Source organism: Streptomyces sp. NPDC017676, from assembly GCF_044329325.1.
Lineage (GTDB): Bacteria > Actinomycetota > Actinomycetes > Streptomycetales > Streptomycetaceae > Streptomyces.
The window spans coordinates 301,572-321,674 of sequence record NZ_JBIRJA010000004.1; the positions used below are offsets into that span (position 1 = coordinate 301,572).

Consider the following 20,103-nt stretch of genomic DNA (forward strand, 5'->3'; position numbering starts at 1 on the left):
GGACGTCACTTCCCCTCGGTGCGGTTGGCCCGCAGGTAGAACACCGCGAACACCGCGGAGACAAGGATGAGTACGTTGCCGACGACCGCGCCCGCGCCGAAGTCGAGCCGTACGAACGAGTTCTGGTAGGTCAGCGTGCCCAGGGTCTGGGTGGCGTCGGCCGGGCCGCCGTCGGTGAGGGCGAGGATCAGGTCGAGGATCTTCACCGTCGACATGAACCCGAGCACGAGGACGACGGTGATCACGGGCCTCAGCTGCGGCAGGGTGATGGAGCGGAACGTCCGCCAGGCGGAGGCGCCGTCCAGGGAGGCGGCCTCGTACAGCTCCCTGGGGATCTCCTGGAGACCGCCGTAGAGGATGACCATGTTGAACGGGATGCCGATCCAGATGTTGACCAGGATCACCGACAGCAGGGCCATGTTGGGGCTGGTCAGCCACGGGGTGTGGCCGCCGAGGCCCAGCGTGTCGAGGAACGAGTTCAGGACGCCCGTGTCCTGGTCGAGGATGCGGCGCCACACGATGCCGGACACCACCATGGGCACCAGCCAGGGCAGCAGGATCAGGGACCGCAGGACACCGTTCAGCGGGAAGCGGCGGCTGAAGAACACCGCGAGCGCCAGCCCGATGCAGAACTGGCCGAGCAGCGACCCGGCGGTGAAGACCAGGGTGTGCCACAGCGCCTTGCCGAACAGCGGGTCCCGGAACACGTTCGACCAGTTGTCGGCGCCGTTGAACGGCGCCTCACCGGTGAAGAACGTCTTCGGTGTGAAGTGCTGGAAGCTCATCACGACGTTGCGGACGAGCGGATAGCCGAAGAACAGCAGCATGAAGACGACCGCGGGGGCGACGAACCCCCACTGGGCCAGTCTGCGGCGGCGGCGCAGCCGGGCCGGGTCCGGCGCGGCGGCCGTCCTGGACGCCTTCCCGGGCGCCTGGGCGGTGACGATGGACGTGGTCATGGTGGCTTACCTCAGTTCCCGCTCGTGGCCCGCTGCTGGGCGCGCTTCAGGGCGGCCTCGCTGGACTGGCCGGTCAGGGCGGACTGGAAGGCGCTCTGCAGGGCGAGCGACACGCTCGGCCAGCCGGCGCCGAGCTTGGCGGTGCGGGACCGGGCGGCGGCCACCTGGTCGGCGAGCGCGTCCAGCTCGGGCACCCGCTTGCGCCAGACGGCGGCGGCCTTGGCGTTCGCCGGGACCATCCAGCTGTTGAGCGCGTAGGTCAGCTGCTCCTTCTGACTCGCCAGACAGGCGACGATCTCGCCGGCCCGCTTCTCCCGCGCCTTGTCACCGGTGTTCGGCACGGTGAGCACGGCACCGCCGAGCGGGCCGACGGAGGGCGCTCCCGTCCGGGGGACCGGGATCTTCGCGATGCCCCAGTGCAGCGACTTCTTCGTGTTGAGCGTCTCGACCTGCCAGGGGCCGTTGATCATCATCGCGGCGTTGCCGGCCATGAACTGGTCATTGACGTCCGCCTGCGTCCAGCTGACCGTCGACTTCGACAGCGAGCCGTCCGCCAGCAGGGCCTTCCAGTAGTCGAGCGCGCCGGCGACCTGCGGGCTGTCCAGTTTCGTCTCGTCGCCGCCGTTGGACCACATGAACGGCGTGAACTGGAAGACGCCGTCCTCCGCGCCGCCCGCGCTGAGCGCCAGTCCGTACCGCTTGCCCCCGGTGAGCTTCTTCGCGGCCCTGCGCAGTTCGTCCCAGGTGGTGGGGACCTTCACGCCGGCCTGGTCGAGGACGTCCTTGTTGTAGAACAGCGCCAGGGTGTTCACCGACCGGGCCGCGCCGTAGTACGTCCCCTTGTACGAGCCGAAGTTCACGATGCCCCGGGGGATGTCCCGGGTGCTCAGGCCGAGCGTCCTGAGGTCGACCAGTCCGCCCGCCTCGGCGAACGTCGGCATCTCCGACGCGTCGAACTGGACGATGTCGGGCAGCGACTTCGACGACGCCATGCGCAGCGCCTTCGTCATCACCTGCGCGGCAGGGACGCTCTGCTGCTCGATGGTGACGCCGAGCCGCTTGCCGCAGCGGGCCATCGCCTCGGCGTCCCAGCGGTGGTAGGTCTCGTCGGTCGACGAGTTCATCACGGTGTAGACGTCGCCGTCACGCTGCTGACCGCATCCGGTCAGGGCCGCCCCGGCGACCAGGACCGACACGGCGGTGAATGGTGCCACGACCCTGCGGGAGCGTCCCGGGCGCCTGGCGACCGGAGACCTCTCAGGAATGCGATTGAAGCGCTTCGACATGCTGCGGCCCTTGCTGTCGTGTGCCCGGCTTCGTCGCCGGGGCTTTTGTTTGGCCTGATGACTAATACGTCAATCCAGGGTGTCACGCTAGACCCCCATGTGTGTTCGTCCGGACACGCAGCGAAGTGGCACTCGACAACTTGATAAAGAAGGTGCAGGTCAGAGCGGTAATGGCCGCGTGAAGCCGGCTTGACAACGATTTCTTCTGTGTACGATCAACCCGCCGGGCGACAGCCTCCGCCGTCCCCGCCGAACAGCCCCGCTCCCCCGAGGAAGACCATGAAGTTCACCAACGGGTTCTGGCGCATCCGCGACGGTGTCCAGGTCGCGTACGCCACCGAGGCGCGCGACGTGCGCGTCGAATCGAAGCGCTTCACCGCCTACGCCTCCGTGCAGAAGGTGACGCGCAGAGGGGACACGCTCAACGCGCCGCTCCTCACCGTCGACTGCTTCTCACCCGCCGAGGGCGTCATCGGCGTGCGGGTCACCCACCACGCCGGCAAGCGCCGTCCCGGGCCGGACTTCGCCCTCGCGGCCGAGCCCGGCGGGGCGGGCGAGGTCCGTCGGGACGGCGCCGTCACCGAGCTGACCAGCGGCCCGCTGACCCTGCGCCTGGACCGGGCCGCCCCGTGGTCGCTGACCTTCCACGACGCGGACGGGCGGGAGCTGACCCGGGCGGGCCGCAAGGGCACCGCCTTCGCCACCACCGACGACGGCGGCCACCACGTCCTCACCCAGCTCGCGCTCGGCGTAGGCGAGCAGGTCTACGGCCTCGGCGAGCGCTTCACCCCGTTCGTCAAGAACGGCCAGGTGGTCGACATCTGGCAGGCCGACGGCGGCACCAGCAGCGAGCAGGCCTACAAGAACATCCCCTTCTACCTGTCCTCACGCGGCTACGGCGTCTTCGTCAACCACCCCGGCGCGGTCTCCTTCGAGGTCGGCTCCGAGGCCGTAGGGCAGGTGCAGTTCAGCGTCGAGGACCAGACGCTGGAGTACTACGTCGTCGCCGGCCCCACCCCGAAGGACGTCCTCACCCGCTACACCGCCCTCACCGGCCGCCCGGCCCTGCCGCCCGCCTGGTCCTTCGGCCTGTGGCTGACCACGTCCTTCACGACGGACTACGACGAGCGGACCGTGACGTCGTTCGTGGACGGCATGGCCGAGCGCGGCATCCCGCTGTCCGTCTTCCACTTCGACTGCTTCTGGATGCGCGAGTACCAGTGGTGCGACTTCGAATGGGACCCCGAGGTCTTCCCCGACCCCGAGGGCATGCTCGCCCGGCTGAAGGCCAAGGGGCTGAAGATCAGCGCCTGGATCAACCCGTACATCGCGCAGAAGTCCCCGCTGTTCGAGGAGGCCGCCGCGCTCGGGCACCTGGTGCGCCGGCCGGACGGTGACGTGTGGCAGTGGGACCTGTGGCAGGCCGGCATGGGACTGGTCGACTTCACCAGCCCCGACGCGCGCGCATGGTTCCAGTCCAAGCTGAAGCCGCTGCTGGACCAGGGCGTGGACTGCTTCAAGACGGACTTCGGCGAGCGCGTCCCCACCGATGTCGTCTGGCACGACGGCTCCGACCCGGAGCGGATGCACAACTACTACACCCACCTGTACAACCAGACCGTGTTCGAACTCCTGGAGAAGGAGCGCGGACAGGGCGAGGCCGTGCTCTTCGCCCGCTCCGCGACGGCCGGCGGTCAGCAGTACCCCGTGCACTGGGGCGGCGACTGCTGGTCGTCCTTCGAGGCCATGTCCGAGTCGCTCCGGGGCGGCCTGTCCCTGTCGCTGAGCGGCTTCGGCTTCTGGAGCCACGACATCGGCGGCTTCGAGGGCACGCCCGACCCGGCGGTCTTCAAGCGCTGGCTGGCCTTCGGCCTGCTGTCCTCCCACAGCCGGCTGCACGGATCGTCGTCCTACCGGGTGCCGTGGGCGTTCGGCGAGGAGGCCGTCGACGTCGCCCGGCGGTTCACCCTGCTCAAGCACCGCCTCATGCCCTACCTGTACGGCGCCTCCGTCGAGGCCCACCGCACCGGCGTCCCGGTGATGCGGCCCATGGTCCTGGAGTTCCCGCACGACCCGGCCTGCCGCCCGCTGGACCGCCAGTACATGCTGGGCGCCGACCTCCTGGTCGCCCCGGTGTTCAGCGAGGACGGCGAGGTGGAGCTCTACCTCCCCGAGGGCACCTGGACCCACCTCCTCAGCGGCGAGCGGGTCACCGGCCCGGTGTGGCGCAGCGAACGGCACGGCTACGACAGCCTCCCGCTCTACGTCCGCGAGGGCGCCGTCCTGCCGCTGGCCACCGACGACCAGCGCCCCGACGGCGACTGGCTCGACGACCTGGTGCTGCTGGTCCACCCGCCGGCCTCGGCGACGTACACCCGTCAGGTCGGCGTCCCCGACCTGACGGGTGCGCCGGCCGCGGCGTTCCACGTCCGCCGTGACGGCGACCTGCTGCGCGTCACCGCGGAGGGCACCGACCGCCCCTTCACCGTGCGCGTCGCCGGGGGAGCGAGCGCCGGGGGCAGGGGCGAGGTGACGGTCCCGCTGCGCTGACCGACGAGCCGCACGGAGAGCGGCGGCGGTGACCGGAGTTCCGGCCGCCGCCGCCGACCGGGGTGTCAGTGGCTGCGGCTACTGTCCGGGCACGGTTCACGAGAGGGTCCTGCGGGGCTACTTACTGGAAGAGGTCGTCGCCTGGCTTCTGCGGTCGAGCGGGTACGAGCTGCTCTCCGCGGCGGACGACAAGGAGACGAACCCCGCACACCGCGTCCTCGACAACGGCCCAGCGGGCTCGCCGTGCGCGGCAGGGGCGCCTGGCGGACGCGCTCGGGAGTTCCGGTACGTACCGCCGTTCTCGCTGCCGGTCCGGCTCTTCGTGGAGGCCAAGTTCACCGGCAGGAAACGTCAAGCTGCCGACGGTGCGCGACGGCCACGGAGTGGTGCACGACGTCAACGAGAACGTGGTCACGTCGGTCCACGGCACCGACCCGAGCCGGCCCCGGCCGCGCTACCACTACAGCTACGCCGTCTTCTCCACCGCCGGTCTCAGCCGGGACGTCCAGGAGTACGCACTCGCCCACCGGATCTCGCTGGTCGACCTGTCCATGTCCGACTTCGCGGAGCTGCGGACCTGGCGGCGACGCAGTCCCAGCGCGTCCACCAGGCGCTCGACGCGCTTCCCCCGGCGACCCGGCCACGGGTGCACGGGGTGCGGAGCCACTTGCGCCGGCGGCACCTCGAACTCGTCGGCGACAACGGCTACTTCCTCCACGGCGAGGAGACGTCCGCCCCGCCGCCTGACGTCGCCCAGCCGCTTTACGAGATCGCCGCGCGCCTGACGAGCCGGCGGACGCCGGGGCTGGTGCTCGCCTTTCCCTCGGCTCCCTTCGTCCTCGGCCTGGCCTCCGAGAACCTCCACGCCTTCGTCGACCACGCCCGTCGGCAGCCCACCCACACCGTGCACCTACGCAGGCTCCCGGGGACCGCGTCCCGTCCGGTGTGGCAGATCCGCCCCGCCGAGGACCCCGGCGCGTACGCCATGACGTTCAGCCTGCCCGAGCAGGTCGAAACGTGGATCCGGGCGCAGGAGGAGACCGTCAACGACCGCGCCCGCTGGACCAAGCGCCATGTGCTGTCGACCATGACGGTGTACTGGCTGGACGGCGATCACACCCTCACCTTCCAACTGCGCTACACCCCGGTCGAACTGCGCGGATGACCGGCGGACCGGCCGGGTGACCGGCTCGTCCCCGGCGTCGTCCACGCCGAACGGATTCCCCGTGTTTGCGCGGCTGGTGACATGTCAGGGAAGCCGTCCCTCGAACTCCGATGGCATAGTTCACGATTCAGCCAACTTTGCGCTGCTCACCCGCATACGCATCGTGCGCGTGCCCCGGCGGCTGTCGCATCGCGGGGCTGCCAGGATGCCGGGGACGGGTGGGCGGAAATAGGATGGAGGGAGCGACGGCATACGGAGCCTGGGGACGGTGTTCCCGGGACTCGGCCCGCGGACGGACGCCGTGTAGGCCGTGCCGGCGCGCCGTCTCGTGGGGGAGGGCGACGTCTTCGGCCCCGACCGCCGTGGACTGTGCGATGTCGTCCCGCCGTCAGTGATGTCCGGAATTCCAGCCGGACGTTCCGGGACGCGTGGACCCGAGGTCCTGAGCGGAGGCGGAGGTGTTCGAAGATGCCGTACCAGACGGCGGTCACCGTCCAGGCCGCCCTGCCGCCGGACCGGGTCGCCGAGGTGCGGGAGCTGCTGCGCGAGGCCGGCCGGAAGAGCACGGCCGGTGGTGAGTTGTTCCCCTTCGCCGAGATACCGGGCATCCACTTCGCACGGGTGGTCCTCGTTCCCGAGGGACCCGGCGGCGTCGCGGCGGACATGCCGCCCAGCGTCGTGTACATGAGCGAGGTGGACGGGTCCGTCGAGGCGCACCTCGCCGAACTCGTCCGCGAGGCGAGAGACGGCCTGGACCGGGTGTTCGGGTACTGCGCCGGATATCCGGCGGGCGGCTCCCCGGACACCGCGCGCAGCGACTGGCTGCGTGCCCATGTGGTGCCCTGCGCCGCCTTCTACGTCAACACCGTCGGCAGGGGGCGGCAGCAGATCGAGCAGGAGGCCCTGCTGCGCGAGGTGATCGAGGAGTTCCTCGACCGGAACGGACCGGCCCTGGCCGGCAGGAGCCCGGTGGAGATCAGGGCCGCCGTCCAGGAATACGTCGGCGGCCGCGAGGACCTCGCCTGGGCCCGCACCGGCCCCGCGCCACCCCCGCTCGGCCTGCGGATCCGCCGGGCCGCCCACCTGGTCGGGGTCCCGCTGGCCGCCGTAGGGCTGCTGCCGCTTCTCGTGACCGCGCTGCCGGCCTGGGTCGTACTGCTCCGGCTGCACGAACGCCGCGACGTCCCCGACCACGCCCGTCCGAGCCACGACCGCATACGCGAACTCGCGGGCCGCGAGGACTTCGGGGCGCAGAACCCGTTCACCGCCGTCGGCTCCGTCAAGGCCGGCCCGTTCCGGCGGATCACGCTCACCACCGTCCTGTTCGTCGTGGACTACGGAGTCCGCCACGTCTTCGACCGCGGGAACCTCGCCGGGGTCAAGACGATCCACTTCGCGCGCTGGCTGTTCATCGACGGGAAACGGCGGGTGATCTTCGCCAGCAACTACGACGGCAGCCTGGAGAGCTACATGGACGACTTCATCGACAAGGTCGCCTGGGGGCTCAACGCCGTCTTCAGCAACGGCCTGGGCTTTCCGCGGGTGCGCTGGCTCGTGCTGGACGGGGCCAGGGACGAGCAGGCCTTCAAGAACTACCTGCGGTGCCACCAGGTGCCGACGCAGGTCTGGTACTCCGCGTACGACACCTCGACCGCGCACGACCTCGACATCAACGCCCGTATCCGGGCAGGCCTCTTCGGGCACCTCGGCCCCGCCGAGACGGAGGCCTGGCTCGCCCTGTTCTGAAGGGCCGGAAGGAAGGGTGACACCATGACGACGCCGCTGGAACTCGACGACATCCAGGGCCTGGTCACCCGCGGCTACCGCACCCTGACGTCGGCCTGCTTCCTGCTGCTCGCCACGGCCGGCCCGGCGGCCACCGCCCGTGCCGCGCTGGGGCGACTGGCGCCCCGCGTGACGAACGGCCTCTCCGAGCCCGCGGACACCGCCGTCAACGTGGCCCTCACCTCGGACGGCCTGCGGCACCTGGGACTGGAGACACCCGAACTGGACGGATTCCCGTACGAGTTCGTCGTAGGCATGACCGACCCCGATCGCAGCCGCTTCCTCGGGGACGTCGGGGAGAACGCCCCCCGGCACTGGCGGTGGGGCGGCCCGGCCGGCCCGCCGGTGCACGTCCTGGTCATGCTCTACGCGCGCGACGGGCTGCGGCTGCGGCAACTGGAGGCCGAGACACGCCGAGCGGTGCTGGTCCCCGGCGCCTTCACCGAGACCGTACGGCTCGCCACCGCCGAGCTGACCGACCGTGAGCCCTTCGGCTTCCGCGACGGCATCTCCCAGCCCCTCGTCGAGGGACTGCGCAAGGCCGCGCCGGCGGCCGGCGACGGGGGCACGGTCGGTGAACAGGTCGTCAGGGCAGGCGAGTTCGTCCTCGGCTACCCCAACGAGTACGGGCTGCTGACGGACCGCCCGCTGCTGCCGCCCCGCGACGACCCGCTCGGCGTGCTGCCCCGCGCCCCCGAGGGCGGCGCGGACTTCGGACGCAACGGCAGCTACCTGGTCCTCCGGCAGCTCCGCCAGGACGTCGAGGCCTTCCGGGACTACCTCGACGCGGAGACCCGCCGCCCCGACGGCAGCAGCGACCCCGCCGCACAGGACGCGCTCGCCGCGCACATGGTGGGACGCTGGCCCGGCGGCGCCCCCCTGGTCCGGGCGCCCGAACACGACGACCCCGTCCTGGCGACGGACAACGGCTTCGGCTACCACGCCACGGATCCGGCCGGTCTGCGCTGCCCGCTCGGCGCCCACATCCGCCGGGCCAACCCCCGCGACTCCCTCGACCCCCGCCCCGGCACCGCCGACTCGGTCGCCGTCGGACGCCGCCACCGGCTGCTCCGCCGCGGCCGGCCCTACGGTCCCGACGGCACGCAGGACGGCCCGGACGCACAGGGACTGCACTTCCTCGCACTGAACGCCAACATCTCCCGCCAGTTCGAGTTCATCCAGCACACCTGGCTCGACAACCCGAACTTCAACGGACTCCACGACGGGCCCGACCCCCTCGTCGCGCCGCGCCAGGAACGCCGTACCACCTTCACCGAGCAGGGCAGGCCCTTCCGCACCCGCCACCTCGGCCTTCCGCAGTTCGTCACCGTGCGGGGCGGCGCCTACTTCTTCCTGCCGGGCCTGAAGGCACTGCACTACCTCTGCACGGCCGTACCCGAGGGCGGGCGGCAGTGAACGCCGGGCGGCGACTCAACGACGCGATCCTGGCAGGCGTCCTGCTGGAGCGGCGCATCGACCCCTACGTGCGCCCGCTGTTCGACCGGACCCTGCTGCGTCCCCTCCAGGCCGCCGTGCAGTGGTGCGTCAACGTACGCCGCCGGGACGAGCACCTGGGCCTCGCCGAAGAGCGGGCCGTGCCGGGCGAGGCGGCGGTCGCCGAGGCCATCGCGGAGCAGATGGCCCGCTTCGTCCGGCGCCAGTACCGGCCGGGGGAGGCCCAACGGGCCGGCAACACCAAGACCTACGGGGTCGTCCACGCGGACTTCACCGTCCGCGACGACCTGCCCGCACGGCTGCGGCACGGCGTGTTCCGAACCCCCGCCACCTACCGCGCCTGGGTCCGCTTCGCGGGACCCGGCCCCCTCGCGCCGCCCGACATCAAGGACAACGGCGTCCTCAGCATCGGCGTCAAACTCCTCGGCGTCGGCGGTGAGAAGCTGCTCGACGACGAGCGGTGGACCCAGGACTTCACCGGCATCAGCGCGCCGACCTTCACCACGCCCGACGTCGTGGAGAACCTCAGGCTCCAACGGCACGTCTTCGCGGGGACCCCGGTCCTGTACTTCCTCGACCCCGCCCACCCGCACCTCTGCGACATGATCATGCAGGGGCTGTACGCGAAGACCCGGGCCAGCCCGCTGGAGGCCCGCTACTGGAGTTGCGCGCCCTACCTCCTCGGGGCGGGCCAGGCCATGCAGTACTCCCTCGTGCCCCGCGAGGCGACCCGCGGCCGGGTGCCCCCGCACCCGCCCGACGACTACCTGCGGCAGGCCCTGGCCGCCGCACTGCGGGACCGCGACGTCTGCTTCGACTTCCTCGTCCAGGTGCAGACGGACGCCCACCGGATGCCGGTCGAGAACGCGTCCGTGGTGTGGCCCGAACACCTCTCGCCGTTCGTGCCGGTGGCCACCCTGCGCCTGCTCCGGCAGGAGTGCGATCCGGCGGACCAGTTCGCCCGTGCCGACCGGCTGTCCTTCAACCCTTGGCACGCCCTGCCCGAACACCGGCCGCTGGGCAACCAGAACCGTGCCCGCCGCACGATCTATCTGCGGCTCGCGCGGCTCAGACAGGCCATGAACGGCACGCCGCACCAGGAGCCGGGAGAGGAGGAATGACGGTCGGCGGCCCGCCCGGCCCCGACGCGCGCATCGCGACCACCTCCCATATCGTAGGAAAGAGGGCGTGAACATCCTGCGGTTGCACGCCTGGAAGGGACGCTGAGATGGACGTGCGGACAGCCGCGCGCCGTTCTCTGGCCGTCATCCGACTGGTCAACGGCGCAGCGGCGCTGCTGACCCCGCGAGTGATGGCCCGCCGTCTGGGCGCGGACCCCGGACAGCCCGCCCTGGTCTACGTGCTCCGTATGTTCGGAGTGCGCACCGTGGTCATCGGCGCCCAACTGCTCTGCCCTGCGGACGCGGACGCACGCGACCGGGAGCTGCGCACCGGCACGCTCATCCACGCGAGCGACGCCCTCGCCGCCGCCTGCGCCGGCCGCGAGGGCCTGCTTCCGCGCCGCATGGCCGCCGCGGCCACGGCGATCTCGACGGTCAACGTCGCCCTGACACTCGTCGCCCGGGGGTGGCCGTGTCGGCTGCCGGACGTCCGCTGACGCCGCAGCCGCCGCGCCGGGCCTCCCGGGATGGGACGCCGGAAGGAATCCCCTCATGAGCACAGCACCACAAGGCCGGGCCCCGTGGTTCGTGCAGCTGCACGACCGGCTGGCGGTCGCCGTCGACCGGAAGGTCGGCTGGTACCGCCTGCCCAAGCCCCTCGGTCTGCTGACCCTCGTCGGCCTGCGGGACAACCTGCGCCGCAAGAACCTCTTCGACACCGGCTCCTACCCGTCGTGCGACCTCCCGGAGATCGGCGCCCCGAACGTGCAGAGCTTCACGGAGCGCACGGCCGACGGGACCTACAACGACCTGGCCGACCCCCGCATGGGCATGGCCCGTTCACGCTTCGGCCGCAACGTGCCGCCGGACCGGGCCTTCCCCGAACCCGAGCCACGGCTGCTCTCCCCGAGCCCCCGCGAGGTGAGCCGGGCCCTGCTGACCCGGGACGCGTTCGTTCCGGCAGAGTCCGTCAACGCCCTGGTCGCCGCCTGGCTCCAGTTCATGGTCAGGGACTGGGTCAGTCACGGGCAGGGCACCATGGACCGCCCCTGGCACATCGATCTGTCCGACGACGACCCGTGGCCCGCACCACCGATGCTCATCCCGCGGACCATCCCGGACCCCACCCGCCCCGACGGGCACGACGGTCTGCCGCCGACCTTCCTCAACGAGAACTCGCCCTGGTGGGACGCCTCCCAACTGTACGGGAACAACCTGGACGAGCAGCGTTCGCTGCGCACCGGCGAAGGCGGCAGGCTCCGGGTCCCCAACGGCCCGCTGTTCCCGGACGACCCGGACAAGGACCCCGCGGCGATTCCCGGCTTCTGGGTGGGACTGGCCATGATGCACCTGGTCTTCCTGCTCGAACACAACGCGATCTGCGAGGCGTTGCACGACGCCTACCCGACGTGGTCAGACGAGGAGCTCTTCCAACGGGCACGGCTGGTCAACGCGGCGCTCATCGCCAAGATCCACACCGTGGAATGGACGCCCGCCGTCATCAGCCACCCGACGACCGTCACCGCCCTGCGCACCAACTGGTACGGCCTGCTGGGCGAACGCCTGCACAGGCTGCTCGGCCGCCTCAGCGACAGCGAGGTGCTCAGCGGCATCGTGGGCGGACGCACGGACCACTTCGGCGTCCCGTACTCGCTCACGGAGGAGTTCGTCGCCGTCTACCGTATGCACCCCCTCATCCCGGACGACTGGAGCTTCCGGTCGGCCGCCGACGACTCGCTCCTCCAGGAGGCCACCTTCCGGGAACTGACGGGGTGGCACGCCTACGACATCCTCGGCAAGCACACCCTGAGCGACCTGCTCTACTCCTTCGGCACCTCCCACCCGGGCCTGGTCACCCTGCACAACTACCCCAGGTTCCTCCAGGAGTTCCAACGGCCCGACGGCAAGCTCATGGACCTCGGGGCCGTCGACATCCTGCGCTCGCGCGAGGTGGGTGTGCCCCGCTACAACGAGTTCCGGCGCCAGCTCCACCTCCGCCCCGCCGAGGACTTCGCCACCCTCACGGACAACCCCGTCTGGGCCGAGGAACTGCGCCGGGTCTACGACGGCGACATCGAGCGTGTCGACCTCTCGGTGGGCCTGTTCGCCGAACCCCGCCCCGAGGGCTTCGCGTTCAGCGACACGGCCTTCCGTGTCTTCGTCCTGATGGCCTCCCGCCGCCTCAACAGCGACCGGTTCCTCACCAGGGACTACACACCTCGGGTGTACACCCCGACCGGCCTCGACTGGATCGAGGACAACACCATGACCAGCGTGTTGCTACGGCACTTCCCGGGGCTGCGGGCGGCCCTGCGGTCGGTGGACAACGCCTTCGCCCCCTGGGCGGCGGCGGGGGGCCCGCAGTGAGACACGACGCGGATGACGGAACGCGCGGCCTGCCGGCCCCGCCGGCGGACGCACGCCCCGCCACGCTGTCCCGCCTGCTCGGCTGCGTCCTGGCCGTCGTGGCCCTCGCCGTCTTCGGCGCGGGGCTCTGGATCCGCGACCGTGCCCCCGCCGTCGACGACGTGGGGCTGCAACTGGCCGGCGGCGCGCGCGCGGCGCACACCCTCGTCGGCGACCGGACGGCCGACTACCGTACGGCACTGACGGCCGACTTCGTCCTCATAGGCACGTACACCGTCAGCACGGTGCTCGCGTTCTGGCTGAGCGACCGCACCATAGCGGTGCGCATGAGGCACCGCATCCTGGTCGCGTACGGGATCGGCGCGGCCGTCGCGGCGTGCGTGTGCGCCGTGACCGAGAAGCTGCTGCTTCTCCATGGCCTGAGCGGCGCGGACTGGGCGTTCGCGTGGGCGGCGGGCTTCGCGACGGTCAAGTGGCTGCTGCTCGTCCTCACCGTACCGGTCGCCGCGGTGCTGGTCGGGATCGTCCTCAAGCGGGCCGCGTTCCACGGCTGGGCCCGGCGCCGGTACGAAAGGGAGCGCGCACGCCACGAGACATGCGCGTGCGAGAACGGGCACAGGGGCGGCGCGACCGACCCCCGGCCCGAGGGACCCGACGTCGTCGCGCCCTGGCCCGTCATGGCGTGGGGCCGGACGCGCTGGCCCGGTACGACACGCGGTGACCCGCCCCGCTCCAGGGAGGCGCGCTGGGAGAACGGCAGCCGGGTGCCACCCGGCCGGGAACAGGGCGGGCTCGGCTTCTGCGTCTCGGGCGGCGGCATCCGATCGGCCTGCGTCGCCCTGGGCGCGCTCCAGGCCCTGCGCCCCCAACTGCGCCGGGCGCGCTACCTGGTGTCGGTCTCCGGGGGCGGCTACACCACGGGAGCCCTGCAACTGGCGCTGGCCGGGACGGGCGGCCGCCCTGGGGAGGACCGCACCAGGGTCCGTACCCGCGACGTCTTCATGCCCGGCACACCGGAAGAGGACCACACCCGCCGGCACTCCAAGTACGTCGCGGAAGGCACCGGCCAGTGGCTGGCCGCCATCGGGGCCGTTCTGCGGGGCCTGCTGGCCTCGCTGGGGCTGCTCACCGCGACCGTGCTGGTCCTGGGGCTCGCCCTGAGCTGGGGCTACCACCTCGTTCCGCTCGCGGACCCGACCCGGCTCCCGGGCTTCCGGGGACCCGCGCTGTGGGCCGTTCTCGCCCTGCTGTGCTGCGCGGCCGTCTTCTGGTTCCTCTGGCTGGTGTCCCTGTGCCTCGCCAGGCGGTTCCTGTCGGGCGTGCTGAAGAAGACCTTCCTCACGTTCGTGGTGGCGGGCCTGCTGCTGGCCGTCGTGGTGGTCGTCCTCCCCGCCCTGGAGTGGGTGACGGCACGCCTGTGGACGCTTCACGCCCCGGCGACCGCGTTGAGCGGCGGAGTCGTGGCGCTGCTCACCTATGTGACCGTGCTGGCCGGCACCACGTGGCGGCGCATCGAGTCCACCGAGCGCGCCGTCGAGTCCGCCAAGCGCACGCGGCTGGTGCGGGCCATGCCCGTCGTCGGCAAGTACCTGCTGGTGTGGGTGGTTCTCGTCGTCGTGGCGGTCGCCTCCCTGCTCGTTCTGGGCGGGGCGATCCACGTCGGGCGGACCTGGCCCGTGGCCGTCCAGATCGGCCTTCCGGTCGTCCTCTGCGCGGTCGCGCTGAGCCTCGACCAGACGTGGACGAGTCTCCACCCCTTCTACCGCGCCCGGCTGGCCTCCGCGTTCGCCGTCCGCCGCCAGACCGAGCCGGACGGTGAACAGCTGGCGGTGCCCTACGACTTCGACGAGCCGACGCCGCTCTGCTGTTACGCCAGGCGGCACCCCGGCTTCCCCCAGCTCGTCTTCGCGGCGGCGGCCAACCTGTCCGGCGACGACCGCACACCGCCGGGGCGGCACGCGGTGTCGTTCACCCTGTCCCACGACTACGTCGGCGGTCCGGACGTCGGGTACGCCCGGACGGACGTCCTGTGGGAGCGCACCAGGCCGGTCATCCGCAAGGACCTCACCGTCGAGTCAGCCGTCGCCGTCTCCGGTGCGGCCTTCGCCTCGGCCATGGGACGCCAGGCACGGGCCTTCCAGACGCTGTTCGCGCTCTCCAACGCCCGGCTCGGCACCTGGCTCCCCAACCCCGGTGTGCTCGGACCTCTTTGGCACGAGCGCGCCGACTGGGCGCTGCCTCCGATGCCCGGCATCCGCCGCCTGCCGTACCTGCTGCGGGAAGTGTCCGGCCGCTACCCGTTGGACGACCGGATGCTGCTGGTCACGGACGGCGGGCACTACGAGAACCTCGGCCTGGTCGAACTGCTCCGGCACGGTGTCGCCACCGCCGTGTGCGTGGACGCCAGCGGGGGCTCCGGGGCCTTCGCCCCCGCTCTGGGCGAGGCCATCGCCCTGGCCCGGGAGGAGCTCGGGATCGAGATCAGGATCGCGCGCGAGGACTGGCAGAAGCTCGTCCCCGGCAGCGCGGCCCCCCTCACAGCACAGCCGACCCAGCCGACCCAGCCGACCCAGCCGACCCGGCCGGGGCAGCCGGGCCAGCCGCCCCCGCCCGCCCAGCCGCCCCCGCCGAACCCACTGGCCGCCCTCGACCTCCGGCTCTCGGCCGACTCGGTGGTCGTGGGTGAGATCGTCTACCCGCGGCCACTGGTGGACGACCACGGTCGAAGGCTGGGGACGCGGGGACGGCTGATCGTCGCCCGGGCCACGCTGACCCCCGACATGCCCTACGCGCTCCTCGCGTACGCCCAGGCCAACCCGGCATTTCCCCACGACGGGACCAGCGACCAGTGGTTCGACAGCCGGCGCTTCGACGCCTACCAGGCACTCGGCCACTGGATCGGCGAGCGGGTGGCGAGACTGCTCCCGGCGGAGAGTTGCGCGCCCCGGACCGGATACCGGGGTGACGGAACTCCGCCCGCCGCACAGCAGCGACCGGTACACGAGGGCAGGGCGGGCGGAAGGGTGCTCTGAGAGCAGAGCGGTTCCGCGATCTCCCGCGAAGCCTGGTGGCCGGCGTCCTGATCGCAGCGATCACCCTCGCGGCAACACCCCCCGGAGCTGGAAGAAGCTGCTCCGGGGGGCGGGGATGCGGAGTGGGCCGCGGGCGTCAGCCCTTCGGCTCGTACGCCTTCGGCAGCCGCATGCCGCGCTCGGCCATGATGTCCCGGACGCGGTTCGGGTAGTTGGTGATGATGCCGTCGATGCCCATGTCCATGAGCGCCTCGACGGTGGCGGGGTCGTCACAGGTCCACGGGACGACCTTCAGGCCGCGCTTGTGGGCTTCGGAGACCATCTTGTCGTCGACGTAGAACTTGAAGTGCGGGTCCGAGACCACGCCGTCCTGCGGGAAGCCGTAGACCGGTGAGAGCGCGGTCACGCCGGGGACGGCGGCTGCCGCCTTGACGAAGTCGCCGTCGTAGTCGTCGGCGTCGATGCCGCCGAGCCACGGGGAGGCGCCGGGCCTGCCGACCTGAAGGAAGTCGTAGTTGGTCAGCGCCACCAGGGGGTACTTCGGGGCGAGCTTGTGCATCTCCTTCAGGGCGCCCCAGTCGAACGACTGGATGGTGACCTGGTCCTCGATGCCGGAGGCGTGGATCTCCTCGTACACACGACGCACGAACAGCTCGCGCGGCGCGGTCTGTTCGGGGGCGCCGGCCTCGACCTTGGTCTCGATGTTGAGCTTGACCTGCCGGGCGTTGTAGCTCTTGACCAGGTTCAGGACGTCCTTGAGCTCCACCATGCGGTGGCCCTTGATCTGTTCCTGCTCGGGGAAGCCGGGGAGCTGCTGGTAGCCGCAGTCCATCGTCTTGATCTGCGCCAGCGTCAGGTCCTTGATGTACTTGCCGACGTACGGGTACATCGGGTCGCCCGGGGTGACCGGCGCGGTGTCCTTGCACTTCTGGGCGCTGATCTGGCGGTCGTGGTTGACGACGACCTTCTGGTCCTTGGTGACGTGGGTGTCCAGCTCCAGGGTGGTCACACCGAGGCGCATGGCCTTGCCGAAGCCTTCCAGGGACTCTTCGGTGGTCATGCCGATGCCACCGCGGTGGGCCTGCAGGTCGAAGTGGGTCTTCTGGGGGAGCACCGTGGGCTGGGGGTCGGCGGGGGCCGCCTGGGCGGCGGTCGCCGGAAGGGCGAGCACGGGCACGGCGGCCAGTGCTGCGAAAGCATGCCGGAGGGACACTTCAAGCCTCGTATTACGTGGGATTGGCCGGTCAGCCGGTCAGTGGCGGGGGGCCAGGACCTGGGACAGGACGTCGTGAACGTAGGTGTTGGCGTGCTTGCCGGTGAACCGGCTCGCGAGCGGGCCGGCGGCCGTGACGGGAACGTCGACACTGGTGTGGCCGGAAGTCGTCCAGTCGATCGTGAACGTCCGGTCACTGCCGTGGATCGTGAACGGGCCGTCCTCGACGGAGACACCACTGCCGGACTCGTCCGCGGTGTCGTTCTCCTCGACCGCCAGGCCGCCGGTCTCGTGGTCGCCGGTGATGACGAGGAGGGTGTCCGGGTGGGTCGCCTGGTAGGCGCGGGCGACGGCGACGGCCTTCTCCAGCTGCTGCATCGACTGCAGGACCCGCGTGCCGTTGTTGCTGTGCGCGAACTCGTCGACGCCTTCCTCCTCGACCATGAGGAAGAAGCCCTTCTTGTTCTTGTCCAGCGTCTTCAGCGCCTTGCTGGTCATCGTGGCGAGGTCGACGACCGGGGCGTACACGTCGCCCTGGCCCTCGGGGCGCTGCTGGAACATCTCCTCGTTGCCGAAGAGGCCGAGCAACTTGCCCGCGGGGGCCTTGTTCAGGTCCTTCGCGCTGGTGACGTACCGGTAGCCGGAGCGCTGGGCCTTGGCGATCAGGTTGCCCTTCGTGCCGCGGCTGCCCTCGCTGGTGTCCTCGGCGGGCTTGTCGGGGAAGGCACCGGGGGTGCCGGCCGGCAGCCACCAGTCCTCGCCACCGCCCAGGATCACGTCCGGCTTGCTGACGTCGAGGTACTGGCGGGCGATCTCGTCCTGCTTGCCGCGGTCGGCGGTGTTGGCGAAGAAGGCCGCGGGCGAGGCGTCGGTGACCTGTGCGGTCGTCACCAGGCCGGTGGACTTGCCCGCCGCCTTGGCCTGCGCCCCGAGCGTGGGGAGCGGGTTGCCGTCGGTGTCGACGCTGATCGCGCCGTTGTACGTCTTCTCGCCCGTGGCCCACGCGGTGGCGGCCGCCGCGGAGTCCGTGACCACGGCCTTGGGGTCGTCCGGGGTGGTCGTCAGCTGACCGGACACGGGCAGGCGATCCATCGTCAGCTGGCCCTGCAGGCCCGCGAGATGCAGTCGTGCCGCCTCACGTGCGGCGGCACCCATGCCGTCGCCGTTGATGAAGATGACGTTCTTCGCGGTGGGGGCCTTGGCCTTCGCCGTGCTCTGCGGAGCACTGGCGGAGGCGCCCGGCGTCGGGTTGAGCACCATGGTCGCCACCACGGCCGCGGACGCCGCCGCGACAGGCGCTCCCCAACGCAGACCACGCACGTTTCTGTTCACAAACTCTCCCATGGGCATCGCAAAGTTCTTCCTTTGCGATTAAATGGGGTGGCGATCGATCACAGCCGAACCACAAGTGACGTCTGCGCCAACACTCCGCGTCCGTCCCCCTTCGCTGTGCTGACGCCCGTGTGGCGACAATGGCGCGCGTGACCCTGGACTGGTCCCATGTGAAGCACGCCTACGGATCCGCGTCCGACCGACCACGGCTCTTCGAGGAGGTCGGTGCCCCCGAGCTGGCCGAAGCGGCCTGGGAGAACCTGTGGGCTTCTCTCTACCACCAGGGGACGGTGTCGAGGCCCGTTTCGCCGCCCTGCCCGTTCTGACAGAGATCGCCACCGGTCGCCAACAGGGCAGTAGCTGGGAGGCCCTCGCGCCGGCCGGCCGCATCGTCGTCGAGGAACAGCAACTCCATGAGCCCGGTTACGTCCAGGCACGCTACCCGGCTGCGATCAACGAGCTGCATCGGCTGACCCGGAACCACGTGATGGTGCGGCCCTTCCAAGGTGACGAGGACGACTTCCTCTACTGGCTGGAGCACCTGCTGGCTTTCGAGGGGGTACCGGTGTGGAGGCACAGTCTGCGCCGCAGCAAGCATCCGCTGGTGTGCCCCTCCTGCCCACTGAGCCTGGAGGCCGACCTTGCGCACGAGCGGCCGGGCACTCGTCGGTGGGAGCGGGACGCGGCGGGGCAGTCGGCGGTCGCGGGTCGTGTGACCTGTCTGTTCGGCCGCGCGACATGCCCGGACTGTGCTTCGCAGTTCCCGGTCCCGGATCAGATCGCGTGAAGTGACGGGTCAGCCCACGGAGCGGGCCGCTGTGCTGATGACCTTGGCCACCGCGTCCGGGTGTGAGATGAGGGTGAGGTGTGAACCGCCCCTGAACACGGTCGTCTTCGCGTGGGCGCGACGAGCCATGCGCTGTTCCGACTGCGGGGTGATGATCCGGTCGCCCGTACTGATGAAGTACCAGGACGGGATCGTCTTCCAGGCTGCGTGCTTCGACGGCGTGTCGAACGCGGCCGTCGAGGCGGCTCGCTGTGTTGCCCACAGGTTCTCGGCCTGGTTGGTGGGCAGGTCACTGGCGAAGTCCCTCACGAATATGTTCTTCTTCAGATACAGGTTCTTCGCCCCGGACGGCGCCTGAGGGTATGCCGCAGTGTCGAACAGCGTGCTGGGCGGCGCGTTCAGCGCCGACGTGGAACCGCTCAGGGATCCGTTGGTCTCACCGACGGCGGGCGCGGCGGCGTCCACGTACACCAACGCCTTGACGTGCTTGGTCTCCGCGGCGGCGTTGGTGATGACACTGCCCCCGTAGGAGTGTCCGACCAGCACCACCGGACCCCGCACCGTCTTGAGGAAGTCGGCGATCGTCTGCGAGTCGGTGGTCAGGTTCTGCAGGGGATTGGCGATGGCGCGTACCTGATATCCCTCACCACGCAGGATCTTGACCTCGCCGTTCCAGCTGGAGGCGTCGGCCCAGGCGCCGTGAACCAGCACGATGGTGGGTTTGGCGGCGGCCGGGGAGGCGGTCGCCGGCAGGCCCGCGGCGGAGGCGGGCGCCGGGAGGAGCACGGAGACGGCGAACGAGATGCCGGCCGTGGCAGCCGCGTAACGGAACGAGTGCGTTCGGTGCATACCCATACCCACAGTTCTTCAGCCGGGAGGTGACCGCGACACTGGCTACGGGGGAGCGACGACCTGCTGAGCGGTGTCGTCCGAGATCCCCGGGCACCGGCGGCCACGGGCCTGGCACTGCACGGCCCACACGCCCAATGTGCCATGCGCCGCACCGCCTCGCACTCAGAGCGGCAGGCTGTGACGGCCGGATCTGCCGGAA

The 20,103-nt window shown here is 70.9% G+C and carries 15 protein-coding genes; 9 read left to right on the plus strand and 6 right to left on the minus strand.

All coding sequences use genetic code 11. The features are described from left to right. Positions 1-5 precede the first annotated feature (5 nt). Positions 6-959 (minus strand): carbohydrate ABC transporter permease, encoded by a 954-nt coding sequence (locus tag ACH4LD_RS11455; protein WP_398053985.1) that lies wholly within the window; start codon positions 957-959, stop codon positions 6-8. An 11-nt stretch (positions 960-970) separates the two neighbouring features. Next, entirely contained in the window at positions 971-2,245 is a 1,275-nt protein-coding gene (locus ACH4LD_RS11460; RefSeq protein WP_398053986.1) for an ABC transporter substrate-binding protein, read from the minus strand. A 279-nt stretch (positions 2,246-2,524) separates the two neighbouring features. Here ACH4LD_RS11460 and yicI point away from each other — a divergent pair, with 279 nt between their 5' ends. Continuing rightward, on the plus strand, positions 2,525-4,795 hold the full coding sequence (yicI, locus tag ACH4LD_RS11465) for an alpha-xylosidase (RefSeq protein WP_398053987.1): 2,271 nt from the start codon (positions 2,525-2,527) through the stop codon (positions 4,793-4,795). 466 nt (positions 4,796-5,261) lie between these two features. Here yicI and ACH4LD_RS11470 read toward each other — a convergent pair whose 3' ends face one another. Next, the gene (locus ACH4LD_RS11470) at positions 5,262-5,462 is read right to left on the minus strand and encodes a hypothetical protein (protein WP_398106170.1); all 201 of its coding nucleotides are present in this window, start codon (positions 5,460-5,462) and stop codon (positions 5,262-5,264) included. On the opposite strand from ACH4LD_RS11470, the gene ACH4LD_RS11475 reads away from it, so the two are divergent. From ACH4LD_RS11475 to ACH4LD_RS11505, 7 genes are all read left to right on the plus strand, one after another. Then, positions 5,463-5,960, plus strand: a complete 498-nt coding sequence (locus ACH4LD_RS11475; RefSeq protein WP_398106171.1) for a hypothetical protein — start codon at positions 5,463-5,465, stop codon at positions 5,958-5,960. Positions 5,961-6,428: 468 nt separating this feature from the next. Continuing rightward, a complete protein-coding gene (locus ACH4LD_RS11480) occupies positions 6,429-7,706 on the plus strand; it encodes a hypothetical protein (RefSeq protein ID WP_398053989.1) in 1,278 nt (425 codons plus the stop codon). 24 nt (positions 7,707-7,730) lie between these two features. Continuing rightward, complete coding sequence (locus tag ACH4LD_RS11485) at positions 7,731-9,161, plus strand: Dyp-type peroxidase (protein ID WP_398053990.1); 1,431 nt, start codon at positions 7,731-7,733, stop codon at positions 9,159-9,161. Beyond that, positions 9,158-10,321, plus strand: coding sequence for a catalase family protein (locus tag ACH4LD_RS11490; RefSeq protein WP_398053991.1), 1,164 nt, complete (start codon positions 9,158-9,160; stop codon positions 10,319-10,321). Before ACH4LD_RS11485 ends, ACH4LD_RS11490 begins: the two co-directional genes overlap by 4 nt. Before the next feature lie 107 nt (positions 10,322-10,428). Then, a complete protein-coding gene (locus ACH4LD_RS11495) occupies positions 10,429-10,818 on the plus strand; it encodes a hypothetical protein (RefSeq protein WP_132785600.1) in 390 nt (129 codons plus the stop codon). Positions 10,819-10,873: 55 nt separating this feature from the next. Then, the gene (locus tag ACH4LD_RS11500; RefSeq protein ID WP_398053992.1) at positions 10,874-12,688 is read left to right on the plus strand and encodes a peroxidase family protein; all 1,815 of its coding nucleotides are present in this window, start codon (positions 10,874-10,876) and stop codon (positions 12,686-12,688) included. Further along, entirely contained in the window at positions 12,685-15,720 is a 3,036-nt protein-coding gene (locus ACH4LD_RS11505; RefSeq protein ID WP_398053993.1) for a hypothetical protein, read from the plus strand. Before ACH4LD_RS11500 ends, ACH4LD_RS11505 begins: the two co-directional genes overlap by 4 nt. Positions 15,721-15,856: 136 nt before the next feature. Here ACH4LD_RS11505 and ACH4LD_RS11510 read toward each other — a convergent pair whose 3' ends face one another. Next, on the minus strand, positions 15,857-16,933 hold the full coding sequence (locus tag ACH4LD_RS11510) for a glycerophosphodiester phosphodiesterase family protein (protein ID WP_398053994.1): 1,077 nt from the start codon (positions 16,931-16,933) through the stop codon (positions 15,857-15,859). Between the two features lie 39 nt (positions 16,934-16,972). Then, on the minus strand, positions 16,973-18,193 hold the full coding sequence (locus ACH4LD_RS11515; protein WP_398053995.1) for an alkaline phosphatase: 1,221 nt from the start codon (positions 18,191-18,193) through the stop codon (positions 16,973-16,975). 334 nt (positions 18,194-18,527) lie between these two features. Between ACH4LD_RS11515 and ACH4LD_RS11520 the strand changes: the two genes are divergently transcribed. Further along, positions 18,528-19,052 (plus strand): hypothetical protein, encoded by a 525-nt coding sequence (locus ACH4LD_RS11520; protein ID WP_398053996.1) that lies wholly within the window; start codon positions 18,528-18,530, stop codon positions 19,050-19,052. A 9-nt stretch (positions 19,053-19,061) separates the two neighbouring features. Here ACH4LD_RS11520 and ACH4LD_RS11525 read toward each other — a convergent pair whose 3' ends face one another. After that, a complete protein-coding gene (locus ACH4LD_RS11525) occupies positions 19,062-19,901 on the minus strand; it encodes an alpha/beta hydrolase (protein ID WP_398106172.1) in 840 nt (279 codons plus the stop codon). Positions 19,902-20,103 lie beyond the last annotated feature (202 nt).

Coding starts and splice junctions, on each gene's coding strand:
- ACH4LD_RS11480 (WP_398053989.1), top strand. CDS start 6,429: ATGCCGTACCAGACGGCGGTCACCGTCCAGGCCGCCCTGCCGCCGGAC.
- ACH4LD_RS11525 (WP_398106172.1), bottom strand. CDS start 19,901: ATGCACCGAACGCACTCGTTCCGTTACGCGGCTGCCACGGCCGGCATC.
- ACH4LD_RS11495 (WP_132785600.1), top strand. CDS start 10,429: ATGGACGTGCGGACAGCCGCGCGCCGTTCTCTGGCCGTCATCCGACTG.
- ACH4LD_RS11500 (WP_398053992.1), top strand. CDS start 10,874: ATGAGCACAGCACCACAAGGCCGGGCCCCGTGGTTCGTGCAGCTGCAC.
- ACH4LD_RS11455 (WP_398053985.1), bottom strand. CDS start 959: ATGACCACGTCCATCGTCACCGCCCAGGCGCCCGGGAAGGCGTCCAGG.
- ACH4LD_RS11460 (WP_398053986.1), bottom strand. CDS start 2,245: ATGTCGAAGCGCTTCAATCGCATTCCTGAGAGGTCTCCGGTCGCCAGG.
- ACH4LD_RS11485 (WP_398053990.1), top strand. CDS start 7,731: ATGACGACGCCGCTGGAACTCGACGACATCCAGGGCCTGGTCACCCGC.
- yicI (WP_398053987.1), top strand. CDS start 2,525: ATGAAGTTCACCAACGGGTTCTGGCGCATCCGCGACGGTGTCCAGGTC.
- ACH4LD_RS11515 (WP_398053995.1), bottom strand. CDS start 18,193: ATGGTGCTCAACCCGACGCCGGGCGCCTCCGCCAGTGCTCCGCAGAGC.